The sequence below is a fragment of the Pseudoalteromonas xiamenensis genome (genome assembly GCF_030994125.1).
Classification (GTDB): domain Bacteria; phylum Pseudomonadota; class Gammaproteobacteria; order Enterobacterales; family Alteromonadaceae; genus Pseudoalteromonas; species Pseudoalteromonas xiamenensis_B.
Window position 1 is genome coordinate 1,499,829 of the sequence record NZ_CP099917.1, and the last position, 20,682, is coordinate 1,520,510.

The window sequence follows — 20,682 nt, forward strand, 5'->3', positions numbered from 1 at the left end:
AAATTGTCGTGTCAAAAATTACGGTATCCACTTTACAAAAAATGAAGCAAGCTGGTGATAAAATCACCGCATTAACGGCTTACGATGCAAGCTTTGCAAAACTCTTTGCTGATAACGGTGTTGATATCGTTTTGGTCGGCGACTCACTTGGTATGGTACTGCAAGGTGGAGATGACACACTTGCTGTGACGACTAAAGACATTGCCTATCACACACGTTGTGTTCGTGCCGGCAGCAAAGCCTTATTTGTGGTGGCTGATATGCCGTTTATGAGTTACGCAAATCCAACGCAAGCATGCGAGAATGCTGCTGAGTTAATGCGAGCTGGCGCCAACATGGTTAAATTGGAAGGTGGTGAATGGCTTTACGACAGCATAAAACAACTGACTCAACAAGGGATTCCTGTTTGTGGTCACTTGGGTTTGACGCCGCAGTCCGTTCATGTTTTTGGTGGTTTTAAAATCCAAGGAAGAGAATCCGATAAAGCGCAAAAAATGATCGCCGATGCAAGAGCACTGCAAGACGCCGGTGCACAACTGTTAGTTCTCGAATGCATTCCTTCAGCACTGGCGAAACAAATCAGCGAGGCAGTAACAATCCCTGTGATCGGTATTGGTGCAGGTAAAGAAACTGATGGCCAAATTCTCGTTATGCATGATTTAGTGGGTATTTCGGCTGGCTATATTCCTAAATTTTCAAAGAACTTCCTAGCAGAGACTGGCAACATGGTCGATGCCGTTAAGAAGTATTGTAATGATGTAAAATCGGGCGCATTTCCGGGCCCTGAACACGAGTTTAATTAATGCAAACAATTAGTGAAATCAAATCGCTACGTAGTCAAATAAAAGCTTGGCGCCAACAAGGTTTAAGTATTGCGTTTGTGCCAACGATGGGTAACCTTCATCGAGGTCACTTTTCATTAGTCGAGAAAGCCAAAACGCTTGCAGATAAAGTGGTTGTGAGCATTTTCGTCAACCCGATGCAATTTGGTCAAAACGAAGATTTGGACAAATATCCACGTACCCTCGTTGAAGACCAAAAAGGCTTAGCCGAACTTGATACTGATTTGATTTTTACGCCAACGGTTGATGTCATTTACCCTAATGGTTTAAATGCGCAAACTTCCGTAGACGTTCCAACGGTTTCTCAAGGCTTTTGTGGTGCTTCACGTCCAGGCCATTTTATCGGCGTCGCGACCATAGTTACAAAACTTTTCAATTTAGTTCAGCCTGATTTCGCGTGTTTTGGCGAGAAAGATTTCCAGCAACTCGCAGTCATCCGTTCCATGGTCAAAGACTTATCTATCCCTGTCGAAATCGTCGGTGTCGCCACCAAACGCGAAGACAACGGCCTCGCCATGAGTTCTCGCAATGGTTATTTGAGCGATGAGGAAAAAGTGACAGCTAGTGTTATTTATCAAACACTTACAAAGACAGCTCAGGCTTTAGAAGCTGGTGACCGTCGTTTCGACACACTTGAGCAACAAGCTAAAGCTGCGATTGAAGCCAAAGGCTTAAAAATTGACTATTTTGGTATCGCTGAGCGTGACACTTTAAGAAACGCGACCTCTGATGATAAGCATTTTGTCATCTTAGTTGCGGCATACTTAGGGGCAGTCAGACTCATTGACAACATACAGGTCAATGCATAGAGTTAAAAAAGGGTCGATTGCGACCCTTTTCTTATTATAAAAAGGAATGTCTCATGCGCGAACGTTATTCTCGTTTTACTCTAATGTCCTGTTTAATGCTTTTGCCACTTATGGGTTGCCAAAGCAAAATCAGCCCAGAACTCAAACAATGCGCACAGCAGAATTATCAGTGTGAACAATCCTGCCAAAGCCAAAGCACCGATGCAACTCTGACGCAGCAGATATGTAACAATCAATGTATTGACGAATACAATGCGTGTAAAGCGCAAGCAGAAGCACTCAATACCACTAATTAGCCTCGAGTTATCATCTCCTCGCCTCAGGATGTGCTAGACTGCTTTCCTTAATACTATTTAGGCTGAACTAGCTGCTTAGATAGCAATGAATCGAGTTTAATCGCTCTGTTTCTTTGTGACTCAAAGAAACAGTACGATTGAGCTGGCAAACCACTGTATTTAGGGGCAAAACATGCAGGGCACGCTGAGTAAACTCAAAGCGCAACACACCAAACCAATCCACTATTTTCTTCCGCTTGGTGAAGAGCTTATCTCATTAAACGAACACATTGGAAAACACGTTACATTAACGTTTTCAGGAAATATCTTTTGCTGTAGCTGTGGGAAAAAAACAAAGAAAAGTTACTCACAGGGCCACTGTTTTGTTTGCATGAAAAAACTAGCCAGTTGCGACATGTGCATTATGAAGCCTGAAACTTGTCATTTTGATGCAGGTACATGTCGAGAGCCCGAATGGGGAGAGAAAAATTGCATGATCCCACATTACGTTTACCTCGCGAACACATCAGGTCTAAAAGTAGGGATAACCCGCCACACGCAAATTCCAACGCGCTGGATAGATCAAGGTGCCACTCAGGCTTTACCTATCATGATAGTGAAAACTCGCTTACAATCCGGCCTAGTTGAAGTTGCCTTAGCTGAATTTATTGCAGATAAAACCAATTGGCGCAATATGTTGAAAGACATCACCTATGATGTGGATTTAAAACAAGCTGCAGCTGAGCTTTTACCACAGATAGAGGCAAAGATTGCTGAATTAAACGCGTTATATGGTGAGGGCGCCATCGAAATTCTTGACGAAGAAGTGGTGGATTTAAATTATCCAAAGCTGGAAAGCGCACAAAAACTAACTTCATTCAACTTTGATAAAGACCCAGTTGCAAGCGGCATACTAAAAGGTATTAAAGGCCAGTACCTCATTTTTGATACTGGCGTGATTAATATTCGCAAATTTACCTCTTATGAAGTAGCTTTCCACTGCGAATAAAATCGTTCCCAATCGTCGGCGCTAAGGGGCTTGCAGAACAGGTACCCTTGGCTCGTATGGCAGCCTAGTTTTTGTAGAAATTGTTTTTGTTCCACTTTCTCCACCCCTTCCGCAACGACACGCAGATTGAGCGCTTTAGCCATCGCAACAATCGCACTCACGATTTCACTGTTGCCATATTCATCTGGAATTTTTGCAATAAAACTGGCATCAATCTTCAGAATGTCGATAGGTAATTTTGTGAGGTAACTGAGTGCCGAGTAGCCCGTACCAAAATCATCCAAAGCAATACTCACCCCGAGCATTTTTAAGCGCTTTAACGCCACTTTTGCTTCATGGAAGTTACTCACAAAACTGCTTTCGGTTAATTCAATTTCCAGATTCCGGCCATCAATCCCATACTTCTCAAGGGTCTGAGCAACTGTCTCAGCCAGATTGCCTTGACACAGGTGTTGTGCAGACACATTGATGGCGATTCGATGTATATTCGTACCTGCATCTCGCCATGTTTTGAATTGCTTACAGGCCTTGTCGATTACCCAATTATCTAGCTTGATAATTAAGCCTAATTCTTCTGCAAGTGGAATGAAATGTGCCGGGGAGATCATCCCAAGATTCGGGTCGCGCCAACGGACCAACGCTTCAACACTTAAAATCTGACCGCTACTCAAACATTCTAACGGCTGATAATGCAGTTCAAATTCATCGTATTCCAACGCATTTTGAAATCGACTCAACATCGATAACCGTTCGAGAGAGCGAGCGTTCATTGAGGCTTTATAGAGTTGGAAAGAATTACGGCCGACTTCTTTTGAGCGGTACATGGCCACGTCAGCATGTTTAAGTAACGCTTCACTGTCCAAGCCATCTTCAGGGTAAATTGCCGCGCCAAGAGAGGCTGTTGCGCCGACATTCATACCTGCGATACTAAAAGGATTGCTTAATTCACTCAAAATCTGATTTGCGAAATTGACCACGAGTTCAATAGCTTTCACTTCGGTCAACAGTACCACAAACTCATCACCACCCAAACGAGCAAGCGTGTCTCCTTCCGGTAAAATTCGCTTGATACGTTCGCTGACTTGCACCAGAAGCTCATCACCAGCACTGTGTCCTAGCGTATCGTTCACTTCTTTAAATCGGTCTAAATCAATGAACATGACCGCCAGCTTCTGTTTCTCACGATGCGCTGCAGCAAGCGCCATAGAAAGTCGGTCGTTGAACAATCTGCGATTGGGTAGACCAGTTAACTCGTCAAAATACGCTAAACGGACAATTTTTTCTTCCGCGTTTTTGCGCTCCGTAATATCACTAAAAATCGCGGCATACAGTACGTCATCGCTGTAAGGTTCATTAATCTCGATAATAGTCAGCCATTCGACATAGATGTCTCCGCATTTTTTACGGTTGCAGATTTCACCTTGCCAAACACCTTTTTCTCGCAAAGCGCCCCACATGTCTTCATAGTATTCCGCTGGGTGAATACCTGAACTGAGTAAATTCGGCTTTTTACCTAGTACCTCATAATCTTGATAGCCCGTAAGAGCGCTAAATGCAGGGTTTATCTGAATAATTTCGCCATTGCTGCGCGTAATCATGATGCCGTCCAAAGAGGCATTAATGATTCGATTTGCAAGATAGAGGTTTTTCTCCGATTTCTGCAACGCAAGGTCTCGTTGTACTAACACTTTTTCCAGTTCGCTGCAGTAAGCCGTTTCAATTTCGGTCAATACATTTTTCAGTGCAAGCAGACCTAGCACCTGTTTTGTTTCAGGGTCTTTCACGACAAGATGACGAATTGCATTCGTTGTCATTAAACGATATGCGTCAAACAGGGAGTCTTTTGGTGTCACGTGTAGCATAGGGTAACTACAGATCTCCCAACAGGGTTTGCGCCAATCCGGATTGAGAATAATGTAGGCAATATCACGCTGTGTGATGATGCCGTAGGCCTGTTTCTGCTGATTGTATACAAGCACGGCGGTCATCTTGGTTTCACGCATCAAATGAATCGCATCAGAAAGACACTGCTCACTATCAAGAATACGAACATTCTTTTCAAAATGAGCGTCAATAGGCCTGAAATGCAAATAGTGATCAAGCCCTTGATTACGAACAATATCTGACAAAGACACCACGCCGCAGGGCGTATTAAACTTATCAACGACCAACAGATGCCGAATGCCCAGTTGATGAAATTTAATCGTCGCTTCACTCAACGTTTTGTCAACGTTGATTGAATGAACCGGTGACGCCATGTTTAACGCAATTGGCCGAGATGCGAAATCGGGGTCGTCGAAATCAATACGCACACAATCGGATTCCGTCCAAATTCCCACAATTAAGTCATTATCTGTGACAAATATTGAGCTTACATTCTTGCCACGCATCATGTGCACTGCATCAATCAACGGCGTTGATACATCACATGTTAATAACTGATTAGATAGCACGTCCTTGATTTTTAGTTGTCTCGTATCACTTGACTTCATTAGCAACCCTCGCGTATCACACATCTTATCGAGTATACTTGGGCTAAGTCTTTATACTTTGATTGAGAACAATTTATGAGCACAAATTCGTACCCACTTTTGCTCATCTCGAGTCAAGAAGTACAACTCATTGAAGATCAAGAAACCTTTGAAAATGAAGTTTTTTACATTAAAAACAATGAATTAGATAACCACAGAATCATCACTACTGACGGTTTTAACTTTAGTCTAAAGGGAGATGCTTTACCCGCGTTGTCGATGGCTGAACTGACATGTTTAGTGCAACAATCCTTAGCACAAGAGGGGCATTGCTGCGTAGGGAAAATCATGCTGACTAACATTCAAGAAGCGTTTGCGCTATGCCAACCACGCTAGCAATCCAGATTAATGTCGTGGGTTACGACGTGATTACTCACAGTCAATCAACGCGCGTAAGTGCGCGGCTACGCTGCGCCCAAGACTCGACAGCTCATACCCACCTTCCAAAAACGAAATGATCCCTTTGCAATGAGCTTCTTTAGCAAGTTTTGCAATTTCCTCGCTAAACCACGCGTAATCTGCCTCGACAAAAGCAAGACTTGCCATGTCATCCTCTAGATGGGCATCAAAGCCTGCGCTGATAAAAATGAGCTCAGCCTGAAACTCGCGTAATTTTGGAAGCCAGTCACAGCTCACAACCTGCTTCAAATCCGCACCATTACTATTAATTTTCATCGGTGAATTGACGATATGTCCATTATTTTCAATAGGTGTGTTTGGGTAGAATGGGTATTGAAACAATGAACAAAACAGAACGTTTTCATCATCATGAAAGATATCCTGCGTCCCATTTCCGTGGTGTACATCGATGTCTAAAATAGCAATGCGGTTAACTCCTAACTGTTGCGCGTGTTTTACCGCAATCGCCAAGTTATTAAACACGCAAAACCCGGAAGAACTGGTTTGATTTGCATGGTGACCCGGAGGCCTTACCGCGCAAAATGCCGCGTCGAACTCCCCCGCCAACACACCATCAACGGCCATAATGCCAGCTCCAACGGCTCGTTCAATAGCTTTGAAAGAGTCTGGGCATAACCACGTATCCCCATCGAGTGAAGAGAGACCTTCACTCGGCACTGAGTTAATTACCTGCTCGACCATCGCTTTGCTGTGAACAGAAGTTATGTCTTCCATCGAACATTTAGGTGCTGTTTTGTGAAGCAAGGATAAATCCAACCCTGAGGCCAAAATACGGTCTGATATTGCGTCGAGACGTTCGGGGCACTCTGGATGGTCCGCGATCATTTTATGTCGGCGGCAAAGAGGATGAGTAATTATCGCGGTGCGCATAAAGGCAAATCCTTGGCAGTGGCAATAGGTGCAGTGTAGCAAAGCGCTACGATGAACGCTTTGCTACTTTTGGCTGACGAAGTAACGCTATCAATACGTCACTTTGCTTTTAAATCCAAGTCGTGAAAATCAAAGCTAAAATCAGTAATATCGCTATTAACTGACTTCATGCTTGCACCAATAACCTTTTGGTTTTCATCAACCTCGAACGTAATAAAGGCTTCAGCTTCTAATAAAGGCTGATCCCATTTAACAAGAAATGTATGACCGGAACGATGCTGCAACGTTCCTTTTAGCAGTGCTGTATGGGTAAAATCGATGCGCAGCGCTTTGCCCAACTTTTCGATGACCACATCACCATACCAGTCACTCTTTAAAGTACCGGTATAGAACTCAGTTGGGAGACTGGCTTGAGTAACTTCGATAGGTTTAGGCAACAGTGCTGTATAGGCTTTTTGTTTTTTCTCCTTATAGCGAGTACTAAGCTCACTAACCCAGTCTCTGTCTTCGAGTTTAAGTGCATCTTCAAAGACTTCATTCGCTATCGCCGTGAGTGCGGGATACGCCTGTTGATTGCTCAAGATAACAACGCCAAGCTGTTTCTCAGGAATGATTGCAACGTGCGAGACCATCCCTAAAATCCCACCACCGTGGCCTAACTTTTTCACGCCAAAGTAATCTTCCATCGCAAACCCAAGGCCATACCCAACAAAATGCCGCTGCGTACTTTCAAAGTCACTTTGACTCACCGTACGCATGATGTGAGGCTGCCATAACTGATTTTGTTGCTCTTCAGTGAAAATTCGTTCACCACTCGGCGTAACACCATGTGAAAGTTGTGAAAGTAACCACTGACTCATGTCTTTGGCACTCGATGCAATCGCCCCTGCTCCTTGAAAGTCTTCAAGATAATCGACAAAAAATGGGTGTAATTTGCCTTTATAAGGAATGTGACCTGTGGCGAAGTTTTTATTAGTTTTTGGGATCCTTGAAAACCCGGCATGGGAATTATTCATTTTGAGCGGAGCCAATATGCGCGTTTCAATAAACTCTGCCCAAGACTTTCCTGATACGCGAGCGACCACTTCCCCGGCTGTTACAAACATCAAATTGTTGTACGCGTACTGCGTTCTAAAACTTGAAACGGGTTTTAGATATTTAAGGCCCGTCAAAATCTCTTTCATTGACTTGTTTGTATCAGGCCAAATCATTAAGTCGCCCGCGCCAAGACCTAATCCACTGCGGTGACTTAGTAGATCTCGAATTGTCATTTCACGGGTTACATAGGGATCGGCGAGCTGAAACTCAGGCAAATGTTGAATGACTTTATCGTCCCAATTCAATTTACCTTCATCCACTAACATCGCTAAAGCAGTTGCAGTAAACGCTTTTGAGTTAGAGGCTATACCAAACAACGTATTTTCATTAACTGGCGCTTGCGTCTCAAGATGCGTAACACCATAGCCTTTTGCCAAAACCACTTTGCCATTTTCAACCACACCAATTGCGATACCTGGAATATTGAACGCTTTCATTGCGGCTTTAACGGCGACGTCTACATCACCTACGTTGACGGCAGCGTGCACGTTCCAAGACGTACTTAAACTCGACATCGCGAGACATGCGCCTAACGCAATTCGACTGAGTGACTGAGTGCCAATTTTCATGTTTTACCTTACTACTTTCCCTGCTCATTCATCTCGTAAACTGACCATTCTTTTTTTGCTCGTAGTTCGTCTTGGTCTTCTTGAACAGGAGTTTGTTTTAACATCGCCATATAAGAGTCAGGGACTTGAGCCTCATAAGCACCTTGTACTACATGGTTTAAATACCATGAATAAGGTTTCAACTTATCATTATGTGTATTCGCAACATAGGCAAATGCGTTTAGATGTTGGCCATCTTGCGTTGAAACGCAGACTTCTACACATTCGTATCGGTCACCTTCAATCGCATCAAGCTGTCGCTTTTCTGATTCACTTAATGCATACACGACACCAAAGACCCGATCGCCACTTGATCGTTCAATATCGCATTTGGTTGAACCATCGACAGCAAGCATACGAAATGTCAGCTTCCAATTGTCTAATTTAGCAGTCGAAACACGTTTGGCATCCGGCAAACGAGAAAATAGCCGAGCTCTGGCCATGTTCGAGCCAAAAGCGAAATTCAGATAGCGCTTTTCCATCTTATTGGGCTACTACACGAATCGCTAAACCCACCAGTATCACACCAATGCCTCGATCAAACCAGTGACCAGCTCGATGGAAGAATTGCCTAACATTAGGCTTACTCAACACCATTGATAACCCCGAAAACCACGCCCATGTTGCAATGGCCATGTAAAAACCATAAATCGCTTGAATAGACGAGGGAGTATCCGCACTAATCACCAAAGTAAACAAAGACAAGAAAAAGAGCGTGGCTTTTGGGTTGAGCACATTCACTAGAAAACCACGACGTAACGCAATAAATGCGGATTCCTGCTTATCATCGTGTTTTATTTCCTCCAGCGGCCCTGTTGCTGCTTTTGCTCGCAAGGCTTGAATACCGATGTAAAGCAAATACGCGCCCGCTAAATATTTTAACGCGTTGAATAAGCTTTCTGATTGGCTCAATACCACTGCAACGCCTAGCAGACAGTATGCAACGTGGACAAAAATACCCAGAGCAATGCCTGCACTCGTCCAAAGTGCGTTACTGCGACCATGCTGTACACTTTGTTTTAGTACAATTGCAAAGTCAGGACCTGGACTTGCCACTGCAAAAAAGTGAGCGATGACGATCAAAATAAATTCATCTAAATAACTAAGCATGTTGCTTTGACTCCATAGCAAGCAATAAAGGTTGAGACGAGGTTTTCAGATAACGTTTGAGCTGCGATTTGGCTTTCTTATATTGCCCTCGTAAGTGCGGTTTTAGATAGGCACTTGAACGTTGCTCCGGCTTAAAATGAGAGACCAATGCATGCGCAAATACCGTTTGGGCTTCCGTTAACGCCGCTTGCCTATTTGCGTATGGATTATAACAAGAGCCACACCCGCCCTTAAATTGGTAGGCCGTATTACTTAACATGACGCCAAAGCCTAAAAATACAGCGATGACATCACAGGCTTGCGGTAATTTTTCTGACCCACCTGGCGGTAGGATGCCTTGTTGCTGATTCACTGCCGCAACTAACAAATGGGCTATGCCAACAGCATAACTTGCGACTAAGTCTTCAGGTTGATTAATTTGTTGAGGGTTAAATGAAAATGGAATCAAAGCGCCATTTTCAGCATAAACCTCACTGCGACTCCCTCGTATTCGATTTGCGATCTGCAATCTCGGCAAGGTTTGCGCTCGAGCATCTGCTGGAGATACTAGCGTGAGCGGCCAATGAGACAATCCAGCATAACCGACCACACGTTTAAATACGGTTTTTGCCATTTCTTCGACACTACTGACTTGCTCAGGAAAAAATTGGCCTGATGGCGTAATAATTTGAGTCTCGTGTAAAAAATATTCACCGTCTAGATGAGTCGCCGCCCATACAAAGGTGTCGGCAATAAACGCCAATTCATCGTCATCAATGAGCGATTTTTTTGCGAATAAATCGAGTATCATTTTTTAACCTGACTTGAGGCCCAATCCCACGCGTCTGTGCCAAACAATGGCACCGTTGAAAGCGCATGATGATGACTTCCTGACGTTTCTTTGGTTGAGTACGAAATGTACAACAGTGTTTTGCTCTCAGGGTCATATACACGACGCACTTTAAGCGACTTAAACAGCACACTTTTCGACGTACTAAATACCACTTCACCCGAGTTACCAAGTTTGACTTGGCTCATTTGCTCGGCCGTTATCGGTCCCGTTTGACGACACGCAATCGACATGTCGGACGGGTCCGCAAAATCCAAATTGGCTTCAATATGACTGACGTGACAAGTCACTCCTGTTACTTTGGGGTCTGTCCAACCACTTACGATGACGTCTTTCGTTGTAAACAAACCAAGACTGACTTTCGCGGCATCGTCGCTGCACCCACTTAATAAAACGAGCGCACCCACTATAAATGTGGATTTCATCTGTTTTTCAAAAATTCTCATTCTAGATTCCTTTTGCATCAGCCATAAGCTTGCTAAACTTGTCGCAAATTTACGACGTGTCTTCCGTTATGCCTCATATCATCATAGAGCACTCAGAGCATCTACCTATATTGCCACAAGTATTAGTCGAGCGTGTACATAAAGCCGCGATTGCCACAGACCTTTTTGACCCAACAACGGTTAAAACCCGTGCAGCGAGCTTCCAACATTATGCACTTGCTCAGAATATTGAAGGTTTTATTCACATCCAAGCACACATAATGGCAGGTAGAAGCACCGAGCAAAAGCAAAAGCTGAGTGAAGCGCTTTTAGATTGCATTGCAACTTATTGTGACACGAGTTATAGCTTAAGTGTTCACGTCTATGATTTGTTGCCTGAGATCTACCGAAAACAATAATTCCAATATTTTGGAATTTTTTATCTTTTTTGTAATTGAGAAAAACTAATGAAATTTCCTTGTCGCTTGGACAAATTTGTCAGTCATTTAATCGAATCGCCACGTACGAAAGTGCGCGGTGGCATAAAACGCGGATATGCAAAAGTCAACGGTGAAGTCGTGTCTAAATTCGATGTCAGTATATCTCCAAGTGACGAAGTGCTTTGGAAAGATCAACAACTCGTTTATCTCGGCAAACGCTATTTTATGCTCCACAAACCGAAGGGATACGTTTGCGCGAACAGCGATGAAATGCACCCAACGGTCTTTGATTTGCTCGACGAACCAAACTTAAAAGATTTTCATGTTGCAGGCAGACTCGACATTGATACTACAGGTCTTGTTTTAATTACCAATGATGGTGATTGGTCACACAAGATAACCTCTCCTAAACATGAAAAATTTAAAACTTACCTAGTTGAAACGCGAGACCCTATTTCAGATGAAGCAATACAGCAGTTGCGTGATGGCGTACAATTACACGGTGAACGTGAATTAACTAGACCTGCAATAGTCGAAAAGTTAGCCAGCTATCAGTTACGTCTATCGATTTCCGAAGGTAAGTACCACCAAGTTAAGCGGATGCTCGCTGCCGTGGAAAATAAAGTTGTAGAGCTCCATCGAGAAAAAATAGGTTCTATTTTACTTGATGAACAGTTGGAAGAAGGCCAGTACCGCCTACTCTCTGAAAACGAAATATTGCATTATTAATGCAATCGTGCCGATATTAAGCACAAACTTGAGTAAAAATCACCTCAAAATACGCCTCTTTGATCTATAACTTAGTTACATCTATACGGATTTCGTGATAGATAGTAATTGGGCATCATTTAAAAGGGGCGTATTGTGCTGTCGGGACTCTCTTTAAGAATAAAAATAGTAATTTTCGCTGCAGCAATTTTCTTATCATTGTTACTGGTTGCCGTTTTTGGTCTTCAATCACTCCGTGTGGCGAGTGAATCAGACAATATTGAACGTATTAACCAGTTGATGAAAAGCACTGTTAATGTGGTAGAGCAATTCGAAAAACTCGTCCAATCTGGACAACTATCAGAACAACAAGCAAAGCAATTTGCGACTCAAATTCTTCGTGAAAACAAGTACAAAGATTCAGAGTATGTCTATGCTGTAGATGAAAAAATGAACTTTTTGGCGACGCCACACGATCCGCAGTTGCACGGTACAAGCTTCAATGATTTTAAAGATGCAAGTGGTAACAGCATCGGCCAAATGGTGAAAACCTTAGTGGGCAATCGAACGGATCAAATTATCACTTACCATTGGAATTCTGAACGCAATGGCGAAGTTGTCGATCTTACCTCTGTAGTGCAGAAAACGCCGGTATTTGGTTGGTATATTGGCACTGGTATAAGCTACAAAGAAGTCGATGAGCGTTACTGGAATACGGCAAGTTGGCTGCTTGGCCTATCTCTTGTTATAGCAGTGGCGATGACATTTGTACTTGCGCGATTTGGTCTTGGGATCACCAATAAATTAGGTGGTGAGCTTGATCAAGTACTCACTATTGTTAAGCAAATTTCTCGAGGCAATCTGCGCTCTCCTATTGACGCTTCTAAAGCCCGCGATGACAGTATTATTGCTGCGATGCAGTACATGCAAAAAGGTCTGAGAGGAGTTGTAGAAGGGATCAAATCAGCAAGCAATACCTTGCAAGTACAGAGTCATGATGGCGAATCTCGCTCAACTGAACTTGAGCACTTAACTCGTAGCTTAAGTGATGAAACGCAAATGGTTGCTTCTGCTATTACCGAACTTACTGCGTCGGCACAAACGGTCGTTGAACACGCCGAACAAGCGGCCTATTCGGTTCAAGCGGCCGAAAGCCAAGGTCAAAATGCGGACAAGCTAACAACCGAAGCGTCGAATGCAATCGCATTACTTGAGCGACAAATTGACAGCGCTGGTAATAACATCCAAGTATTGGATTCTGAAGTAAACAACATTGCAAATGTACTCAGTGTTATTCAAAGCATTGCTGAACAAACGAATTTACTTGCACTCAATGCGGCCATTGAAGCTGCGAGGGCGGGTGAACAAGGACGTGGTTTTGCGGTGGTCGCCGACGAAGTAAGGCAACTTGCGCAGCGTACCCAAACCAGTACAGAAGAAATCCGTACTATGATAGGTAAATTGCAATCTGCGACTCAAGAAGCAAAAACATCCGTCACAACAAGTATTAGTACGAGCGAAAAAACCGTGTCGATGTCGAAAAAGGCCAGTGAAGAACTCCGCAAAGTTGCACAGTCATTGAGTGCCATCTCTCAGATGAGTCATCAAATCGCCATTGCCGCAAAAGAACAGCTTGATGCAGGCGAAGACACCGCAAGACGGGTGGTGACTATTTCAGATACAGCCTCCCAGACGGCTCGAGTCTCGCAGCAAGCCCATACGGCAACTGACAGTATTAAAAATTTAACACACCAACTTGAATATGAAACAACCAAATTTGAATGTTAACTCAAGAATAAATCATTAGTTTTTTCAAAGATATGGGTAATAAACCCTCCCATATCTAATGATAAATAGCGAAATTAAACTTAATCTCAGCTTAATTTTTAATTTACTTTTATTTAACGGTGGGGTAAAAAGTAGTTACCGACTTGGGGAAATTGAGCAAGCTCGATTTTACAGTTTGTTGGATAGCAAAACCATTGTAGTATGCTTGTACTGGAACGCTATGCTCTTAAGAGCAAATTAGAAGATTGAACTAAAATAAGGAATATGATCATGAAACAATTAGCGCTTAACGTATGTAAAAAAGTAAGTGGCGGTATTGTAGTACCACCAGACAAGCCTTTTGTATCTAGTAAAAAGAGCAATGGTTAATCTTAGATGATTAATCTTAAAAGCCCAGACAGTATTTTACTTCTGGGCGTTTCTGCGTGTGTCCTGCTGTTCACATTTTTACATCTTCCAATTTTTTTCTTGAGATTTTATGTTGTATTTATTTTTTGCATAATTATATGCAGCCTAAAATTTAAGGACAGAGATACTACTTTTATTAGCTTTATTGCCCTTATACCCGTACTCCTAGAAATGATGATATTCGACACGGGTTTAATTTCTTTAAAATCAAGTGATGAAGAACGACTATTTCAAAATACCGTTATTTTTGGTATTCAGTTTTTATCAAATCTTGCCGCTCTTATCCCGATGGTATTAAGAGTTGAGTTTCAAACAAAGATATGGCCATTTTACGAACCAAAACTCACAATAGCTGACAATGTATTTCCATATACCTTGTTACTGTCATCAATCGTGATTTTTTGTTCGTTAATAGAAAATTATTTAAGAAATGGGTTGGGTTACGATATAAAGTTTTTCTATAGCATATACGACATCGTTGGCTATTTTGTGTTATCAACCAATGCAACTATCCTTACTTATTTGACAATTAATAGTTATAAAGATGAAAGATTTAAAAAACTACCATCATTAAAAAAACCTAAAAACAGAAACAACGAAGCTTAAAGTAAAGAGCCATCTCATTCAGGACGGCTCTTTTACATCTGTCTATTTAATCTCAACTCTCGGTGAGCGCATGACGACTTCGTCGTTTAGTTCAATACCAATACCCGGTAAGTCAGACACTTTAAACTTACCATTTACAGGTTGAGGATCTTGAATACAAAGTTCTCTGTTCCACTTTTTAATGGCATACGTGTGATGTTCATGAATCAAGAAGTTAGGAATTGCAGATTCAAGGTGCAAAGATGCAGCAGTTGCAACTGGACCACCGCAGACGTGTGCTTGGATACGAATATCAAAGATATCCGCGTAATCACACACTTTCTTCGTTTCAGTGAAACCACCGCATAAGCCAATGTCGGGTTGTAATACGTCAATACTTTGGTCTTCAAAATAAGGACGGAATGCCCAGCGGTTATACAAACGCTCACCACCAGCTAGAGGTACATTGACCTTTTTTGCCACCTTATCGTGTAACGAATGATTAAGGTAATTCACTGGTTCTTCGTAATACATACAATCGAACTCTTCCGCAATCTCACCTATTTGAATGGCCGAGGTCGCACCTGGAAGGCTGTGGCACTCAAAAATAATATCGACTTCATCGCCAACGGCTTCGCGGATAGCCTGCATACGAGCACGATAAAGCTTCATTTCTGTACGTGAAATCAGCTTCGTGCGATCGTAGTAAGTATTACCGTCTTTGTCGTACATGATTGGGTCAACTTTAACAGCGTCATAGCCATCTGCTATCGCTTTTAACGCCGCTTCTGCGTATTCTTCAGGACGAATTAATTTCTTAAATTCAGGACCCCAATCGAACTGCAACTGTGATGCATAGGTACGTAATTCATCGTTCACTTTACCACCTAATAGTTGGTAAACTGGTAGGTTTAAGGCTTTACCCTTAATGTCCCAAAGCGCCGTGTCGATGGCACTCATGGCTGAATAGATAACTGGACCCCCACCTAACCCCCAAAAACTTTCACGGAGCATACGAGACCAAAGTAACTCGGTTTGAAAAGGGTCATGGCCAATTAGAAACGCTTCTGCCATTTCTTTAATCATCGCCGCTGCAGCACTGTGGCCTAAATCATAGGCAAGACCGGCTTCACCCACTCCTGAGATACCTTCATCAGTATGAATACGGACAAAAACGGGTGTCCACTGAGGTCTATCAGGACAATGGATATCAAAAACTTCGACGCGAGTTACTTTCATGTTTGCTCCTATTCAGCAAAGCTTGGGTCTAAACGATACGCTTTTCTTAGCATGGCTGGCCACGCAAGCTGGCCACCTGTACTACCACTGTGAACCACATTCGCTTGATTATAAATGTTATCGATTATAGGTTGAGGCACCGGCACCGCGGGTTGACCCGTTGCCAGAATTGCCACTTGAATTTCACAAGCGCGTTGTAAATCATAAAAACGCATAAACGCATCACCGACAGTAGGACCTACGGTTAACCCCCCATGATTCACAAGTAGCATGTGATTTGTCGTACCTAAATCCGATTGTAGACGAGCCTTTTCGGCTTCATTCACCGCTAAACCTTCATATCCGTGATAGGACAATGACGGTAGCGAAAACATCGCGTGCTGACTCAGTGGTAATAAGCCACATTCAAGCGTAGCGACGGCAATTGTTTCTTTTGTATGAAGGTGAATTACACAATGTGCATCTTCCCTAACTTCATGTATTGCGCTGTGGATAGTAAAACCAGCTGGATTTATTGAATATGGAGAGTCTTCCAGAATGTTACCATCGAGGTCTACTTTAACTAGATTAGACGCAGTAACCTCATCAAAGCTGAGCCCAAATGCATTGACTAAGTATTGGTTTGTTCCAGGTACACGTGCAGACATATGGGTATAGATCAAATCGCCCCATCGAAAATGCTCCACTAAGCGATAACACGCAGCGAGGTCTACGCGTAATTGCCACTCTTCGTCACTTACTTTGCCTTTAAGACTAAATTTAGGCAGCTCAAACATGATCACTCCGTTTCTGTGTTCCACATCCAAATGGATGTTTAGAAGTCTAAAATAGAAAGGTTTACGTTTCAATCTCTGGATAAAAAAACCATCGCTTATGCGATGGTTTTCTTTTTAATTTACACTGCTGTGACTACTTTAATTGTGATAGGTATTCAGCAATCGCGGCCATTTCTTCTTCAGAAACATTTGCAACCATGGCTTTCATTGCCATTGCCATACCGTTATTTCGAGCGCCAGATTTTATGTCTTTCATCTGTTGGACTAAGTAATCTTTATTCTGACCCGCAAGCTTTGGATAAGAGCCCATAATTGGCGCTTTACCTTCCGCACCGTGGCACGTTTGACACATTTTTGCAGTATACAAACCTGCACCATCGGCCGCTTGGCTTGATGTTGAAACGAATGCAGACATTGAAAGTGCAGTACCAAGTACTAAATATTTAATCTTGCTCATTGTTCCTATCTCTTATTGTTTAACGTTAAATCCTGTTTGAGTGTAGACCAAGCATACCAATTTGCTATTTATCAGCATTTTAGGAACTGCAATTCAGGTGTCTACCACATCAAGTCATCTGGAATTTCATAATCCGCATAAGGATCGTCTTCCGCTGGCTTATCGTTCTCGTTAATCGCATGAACTACAATATAACTTGGATCAATTTCAGCTATTTTTCGTGCAGGCTCATCGGGTAAAACATAAAACGCCCCTTCCAGCACACAAATTGCTAAACGCCCTTTTGCAAGTGCTTTACGTGTAGCCTCATTGACATCCAACTCTTTAATTTTGCCGTCGTATGCAAAATTAAAGACGGAATCGCCTTTAATTTCTTCTTGATTGTGGTGCTCAAGAATTTGCTTGGCTCGCGCTACTTGCTCTTTGTCTTTCAGCTCAGCCTTTTTAGCTTCATTCAGTTCTTGCGCTTTTTTCTGTTGCTCGAGTTTCGTTTGCTCGATGTGCTTTTGCAAATCACTTTGTTCGCTCGTTGCACCTTTTTTCTTTTTCTTTTGCTGTTTACGTTTTTCAGATTTCGCGACTCGCGCATCGTGTGCTGTAGTTAGCCCAGCTTTCAATAATTGTTCTTGAAGAGAACCCATTGTGATACTCCAATCTGTATTCGCTTATACGTACATTGTAAACAGGCAGATTCATTATTAGAAGTAGCAGCGCCTCTCAATCTACCAGCTATTACATTTAATTCTGTGATTTAGCGCAAAATTTTATCAGATTTTCTAAGCGAAATAATTTGAATTTAGGTAAGATATTGCGCAAATCAGAACACCGAGTCCCTCATGCCTCTTGTATTGTTGTTGCTATGTTCGGTTGTCATTTTTTTTGTACTTTATGCACCGCAGCCGCTATTAGTTCTTTTCAGTTCTGACTTTAATGTCTCGCCTGCACAAAGTGGCTCGTTAATGTCGCTCACAATGCTGCCTCTAGCCATTGCGCCAATCGTATACGGGCTCTTTTTAGCAAAACGAAACCTATTATTCGTTCTTAAAATGACCATGGTTGGGCTTGCTCTCTCCTGTCTGCTCTTTGTCCACGTGGATAGCTTTTATTTATTACAATGGCTTCGATTTATTCAAGGTTTGCTATTACCGGCTGCGTTAACCAGTATGACAGGCTACATTGGTATGAGTTACCAAGGTACAACGCTTCAAAAGAACATGAGTTTGTATATCGGTAGTACCATTCTTGGGGGGTATCTAGGTCGAGTGTTATCCGCCAGCTTCGCATCGATGCTCGACTGGCAAAGTTTTTACTATGTTATAGCGGTGCTGCTCATATTACTGTCTTGTTTAATCAAGCCGACCAATCATCAAGCACAAATAAAAGCCGCCAACTCACCGAAAGATTATTTGCGCCCTCTCAAAAACCGTGCACTTATTTCACTTTATCTTGCGGTTTTTTGTATGTTCTTCTGTTTTGCTGGATTAATGAATTTCTTACCATTTATTTTGCAAGATACTTATGCCATCACCGATCCAAAAGATGTCGGTCTCGTTTATACCGGCTATTTAGCAGGTGCAACACTCAGTGTGACAAGCCCATGGATAGTAAAAAAATGCCCCAGTGCATCGGTGTTTATTTTCTGGATTTTTATTCTTTATGTCCTAACGCTAATGGTCATGCAGTTTCCTTCATTTTGGCTTTTTATCACTGCATTTACCTTATTCTGTATGGCAATGTTTATGATCCATACAACCGCCGCAGGATTTGCCAATCACCTCAGCCAAGCTCCATCAACAGTGACTAATGGCGCTTACGTCTCCTTTTATTACAGCGGTGGTGCACTCGGCTCATTTCTTCCTGGTTTTGCTTTTGAGCACCTCGGTACCCATGGTTTTTTACTAACATTGACATGTGTGTGTATGTTAGGCACGTGGTGTATTACACAGGTTAACAAAAAAGCCGGTAACGTGCCGAGTCTGTAAAGTGCGCAATACAGACATACGCGTTGGAAGGAATTAAAACCTTGGTAGATCGATTAACTTTGGTTCGTAACCCAGATGTGTCCAAAAACGGACTAAATCTACTTTTTTCAAAACCCAAGTTAAGTGATTGTCAAATGGATGACATTGCCACAATTCAGCTTCACACCAAAGGGCATGATCTATCCAAAGCTCCACAGAACGATTTTCATCGTTGAATAGTGACAATCCAGATACACACCCGGGTTTCACCTTAAGATACCGCATTAGACGTTCTGATGAGGCAAATCCGAGCCGTGATACGTTTAATTGGCGGGACAACGATTTCAAATCAACTTGAGTTTCAGCATGAGTGAGCAATAGAAAATGCGCTCGTCCATAGTTATCCCGCAAGAATAAATTTTTAATGCGAGTCCCGTCTCGTTTAAGTCCTAATGCGTCGGCTTCATCACACGTATAGAGTGGAGGATGTTCATAGCATAACCACTCAATCCCAAGAGCATTGAGTGTCTTTGAAAGTAAAAGACGATTTGGGTGTTGCTCATGCGGTGCTTGAGTGCTACTCATAGCACCCACCGCGCAGTTGTACGCTGCGGTCGCGCCAAAACACTTGGTCGATCTTATGCCCCTGACGACAAATTTGTCGATCTTGAAGAGTATGCTTCAGTCGACGAACAGCTTCGTCTTCAAGTTCAATTTTAAGTGCAGGCGAATCTTCAACACGCTCATGCTCAATAAAGGCTCGCATTTCACGTTGATTTGAAGGCTGCCCATTCGCAAAGGTAAAAGCGGGCGTCGGCGCTACAGTGACTATAAATACAAACTCGGTACGACCACCGTCGACACCTCGTTGATAAAACTTTTCGTTTTCTATTTGGTATTTAGGCGCCTCAGGCTTCGCCGCGCAGGCACTCAGTATCAGAGTAATTAAAAATAAAGGGATGGTTTTAACTAACTTATTCATTATTTTCGCTTTATTTGGCTACCAAACTGTAGAGATATTATCTTTTTCAATCGCCATAAGGAGTAGACGATTAATGTTGATCCAATGCATTGTACACAAGTTTGCCTTAACGTGGGCAAAATGTGATGAACGCCATCAAGGCGCATGGATAAAACAGAACCTAATCTGTTTGTCCGTAACTCGGTCAGTTTGGTTCAAAAATTGGAATGCGCACGGCGAATTTGATGATTAAACAACCAAAAGAACGCTATTTTTCAAATTATTAATCTTTTTTCAATTTAGGGGCTTGACGCTTTTTGATAAATTCTTATAATGCGCAACGTCTTCAGGTGATTCTTATAAAGAACACCGACTGGAATGTGGGGCTATAGCTCAGCTGGGAGAGCGCCTGCCTTGCACGCAGGAGGTCAGCAGTTCGATCCTGCTTAGCTCCACCACTTTCCACTCTAAAGTCTCTTCTAAGTTTTAAATTCAACACCGTAAAAAATTTAATCTTTCTTAGACGCTTATTT

Annotated in this window: 23 protein-coding genes and 1 tRNA gene; 11 read left to right on the forward strand and 13 right to left on the reverse strand. The window is 42.6% G+C overall.

The window, feature by feature from the left end; translation table 11 throughout:
• The first annotated feature begins 8 nt into the window (after window positions 1-8).
• The 4 genes from panB (at window position 9) to NI389_RS06925 (ending at window position 2,935) form a co-directional block, all read left to right on the forward strand.
• Window positions 9-803: a 3-methyl-2-oxobutanoate hydroxymethyltransferase gene (panB, locus tag NI389_RS06910; RefSeq protein ID WP_308362154.1), complete on the forward strand. Its 795-nt coding sequence runs from the start codon at window positions 9-11 to the stop codon at window positions 801-803.
• Entirely contained in the window at window positions 803-1,651 is an 849-nt protein-coding gene (gene panC, locus NI389_RS06915) for a pantoate--beta-alanine ligase (RefSeq protein WP_308362155.1), read from the forward strand. The genes panB and panC overlap by 1 nt, the downstream gene beginning before the upstream one ends.
• Before the next feature lie 53 nt (window positions 1,652-1,704).
• Complete coding sequence (locus tag NI389_RS06920) at window positions 1,705-1,947, forward strand: hypothetical protein (RefSeq protein WP_308362156.1); 243 nt, start codon at window positions 1,705-1,707, stop codon at window positions 1,945-1,947.
• A gap of 172 nt (window positions 1,948-2,119) precedes the next feature.
• Window positions 2,120-2,935, forward strand: a complete 816-nt coding sequence (locus NI389_RS06925) for a DUF2797 domain-containing protein (protein WP_308362157.1) — start codon at window positions 2,120-2,122, stop codon at window positions 2,933-2,935.
• On the opposite strand, the gene NI389_RS06930 is transcribed toward NI389_RS06925, so the two are convergent.
• A complete protein-coding gene (locus NI389_RS06930) occupies window positions 2,908-5,427 on the reverse strand; it encodes an EAL domain-containing protein (RefSeq protein WP_308362158.1) in 2,520 nt (839 codons plus the stop codon). The two genes, NI389_RS06925 and NI389_RS06930, sit on opposite strands and share 28 nt — an antisense overlap.
• A 75-nt stretch (window positions 5,428-5,502) precedes the next feature.
• Here NI389_RS06930 and NI389_RS06935 point away from each other — a divergent pair, with 75 nt between their 5' ends.
• Window positions 5,503-5,802, forward strand: coding sequence for a DUF4144 family protein (locus tag NI389_RS06935; RefSeq protein ID WP_308362159.1), 300 nt, complete (start codon window positions 5,503-5,505; stop codon window positions 5,800-5,802).
• A gap of 33 nt (window positions 5,803-5,835) precedes the next feature.
• Here the strand turns inward: NI389_RS06935 and NI389_RS06940 are convergent, their stop codons facing one another.
• From NI389_RS06940 to NI389_RS06965, 6 genes are all read right to left on the reverse strand, one after another.
• Window positions 5,836-6,756, reverse strand: a complete 921-nt coding sequence (locus tag NI389_RS06940; protein ID WP_308362160.1) for a histone deacetylase family protein — start codon at window positions 6,754-6,756, stop codon at window positions 5,836-5,838.
• Between the two features lie 98 nt (window positions 6,757-6,854).
• A complete protein-coding gene (locus NI389_RS06945; RefSeq protein WP_308362522.1) occupies window positions 6,855-8,369 on the reverse strand; it encodes a serine hydrolase in 1,515 nt (504 codons plus the stop codon).
• 65 nt (window positions 8,370-8,434) lie between these two features.
• Window positions 8,435-8,944 carry a gamma-glutamylcyclotransferase family protein gene (locus NI389_RS06950; protein ID WP_308362161.1) on the reverse strand — a complete coding sequence of 170 codons (510 nt, stop codon included), beginning with the start codon at window positions 8,942-8,944 and terminating at the stop codon, window positions 8,435-8,437.
• Between the two features lies 1 nt (window position 8,945).
• Window positions 8,946-9,572 carry a LysE family translocator gene (locus NI389_RS06955; protein WP_308362162.1) on the reverse strand — a complete coding sequence of 209 codons (627 nt, stop codon included), beginning with the start codon at window positions 9,570-9,572 and terminating at the stop codon, window positions 8,946-8,948.
• Window positions 9,565-10,359, reverse strand: a complete 795-nt coding sequence (locus NI389_RS06960) for a hypothetical protein (RefSeq protein ID WP_372588626.1) — start codon at window positions 10,357-10,359, stop codon at window positions 9,565-9,567. The genes NI389_RS06955 and NI389_RS06960 overlap by 8 nt, the downstream gene beginning before the upstream one ends.
• On the reverse strand, window positions 10,359-10,847 hold the full coding sequence (locus NI389_RS06965) for a CreA family protein (protein ID WP_308362164.1): 489 nt from the start codon (window positions 10,845-10,847) through the stop codon (window positions 10,359-10,361). The genes NI389_RS06960 and NI389_RS06965 overlap by 1 nt, the downstream gene beginning before the upstream one ends.
• Before the next feature lie 68 nt (window positions 10,848-10,915).
• Between NI389_RS06965 and NI389_RS06970 the strand changes: the two genes are divergently transcribed.
• From NI389_RS06970 to NI389_RS06985, 4 genes are all read left to right on the forward strand, one after another.
• Window positions 10,916-11,245 carry a 5-carboxymethyl-2-hydroxymuconate Delta-isomerase gene (locus tag NI389_RS06970; RefSeq protein ID WP_308362165.1) on the forward strand — a complete coding sequence of 110 codons (330 nt, stop codon included), beginning with the start codon at window positions 10,916-10,918 and terminating at the stop codon, window positions 11,243-11,245.
• A 48-nt stretch (window positions 11,246-11,293) separates the two neighbouring features.
• Window positions 11,294-11,995 (forward strand): 16S rRNA pseudouridine(516) synthase RsuA, encoded by a 702-nt coding sequence (rsuA, locus tag NI389_RS06975; protein WP_308362166.1) that lies wholly within the window; start codon window positions 11,294-11,296, stop codon window positions 11,993-11,995.
• 135 nt (window positions 11,996-12,130) lie between these two features.
• Entirely contained in the window at window positions 12,131-13,762 is a 1,632-nt protein-coding gene (locus tag NI389_RS06980) for a methyl-accepting chemotaxis protein (RefSeq protein WP_308362167.1), read from the forward strand.
• Between the two features lie 375 nt (window positions 13,763-14,137).
• Window positions 14,138-14,776 (forward strand): hypothetical protein, encoded by a 639-nt coding sequence (locus NI389_RS06985; RefSeq protein WP_308362168.1) that lies wholly within the window; start codon window positions 14,138-14,140, stop codon window positions 14,774-14,776.
• Between the two features lie 42 nt (window positions 14,777-14,818).
• Here NI389_RS06985 and NI389_RS06990 read toward each other — a convergent pair whose 3' ends face one another.
• The 4 genes from NI389_RS06990 to NI389_RS07005 all read right to left on the reverse strand — a co-directional run bounded on the left by NI389_RS06990 (window position 14,819) and on the right by NI389_RS07005 (window position 17,868).
• The gene (locus NI389_RS06990; protein ID WP_308362169.1) at window positions 14,819-15,994 is read right to left on the reverse strand and encodes a mandelate racemase/muconate lactonizing enzyme family protein; all 1,176 of its coding nucleotides are present in this window, start codon (window positions 15,992-15,994) and stop codon (window positions 14,819-14,821) included.
• A gap of 8 nt (window positions 15,995-16,002) precedes the next feature.
• The gene (locus NI389_RS06995) at window positions 16,003-16,770 is read right to left on the reverse strand and encodes a class II aldolase/adducin family protein (RefSeq protein ID WP_308362170.1); all 768 of its coding nucleotides are present in this window, start codon (window positions 16,768-16,770) and stop codon (window positions 16,003-16,005) included.
• Window positions 16,771-16,903: 133 nt separating this feature from the next.
• Window positions 16,904-17,227 (reverse strand): c-type cytochrome, encoded by a 324-nt coding sequence (locus tag NI389_RS07000; RefSeq protein ID WP_308362171.1) that lies wholly within the window; start codon window positions 17,225-17,227, stop codon window positions 16,904-16,906.
• Between the two features lie 101 nt (window positions 17,228-17,328).
• Entirely contained in the window at window positions 17,329-17,868 is a 540-nt protein-coding gene (locus NI389_RS07005) for a DUF2058 domain-containing protein (protein WP_308362172.1), read from the reverse strand.
• A 195-nt stretch (window positions 17,869-18,063) separates the two neighbouring features.
• On the opposite strand from NI389_RS07005, the gene NI389_RS07010 reads away from it, so the two are divergent.
• Window positions 18,064-19,209, forward strand: a complete 1,146-nt coding sequence (locus NI389_RS07010; RefSeq protein ID WP_308362173.1) for an MFS transporter — start codon at window positions 18,064-18,066, stop codon at window positions 19,207-19,209.
• A gap of 33 nt (window positions 19,210-19,242) precedes the next feature.
• Here NI389_RS07010 and NI389_RS07015 read toward each other — a convergent pair whose 3' ends face one another.
• Together NI389_RS07015 and NI389_RS07020 are read right to left on the reverse strand one after the other, a co-directional pair.
• The gene (locus NI389_RS07015; protein ID WP_308362174.1) at window positions 19,243-19,773 is read right to left on the reverse strand and encodes a prolyl-tRNA synthetase associated domain-containing protein; all 531 of its coding nucleotides are present in this window, start codon (window positions 19,771-19,773) and stop codon (window positions 19,243-19,245) included.
• Window positions 19,766-20,170, reverse strand: coding sequence for a hypothetical protein (locus NI389_RS07020; RefSeq protein ID WP_308362175.1), 405 nt, complete (start codon window positions 20,168-20,170; stop codon window positions 19,766-19,768). The genes NI389_RS07015 and NI389_RS07020 overlap by 8 nt, the downstream gene beginning before the upstream one ends.
• Window positions 20,171-20,531: 361 nt before the next feature.
• On the opposite strand from NI389_RS07020, the gene NI389_RS07025 reads away from it, so the two are divergent.
• Window positions 20,532-20,607: transfer RNA gene (locus NI389_RS07025), tRNA-Ala, on the forward strand.
• The last annotated feature ends 75 nt before the right edge of the window (window positions 20,608-20,682 follow it).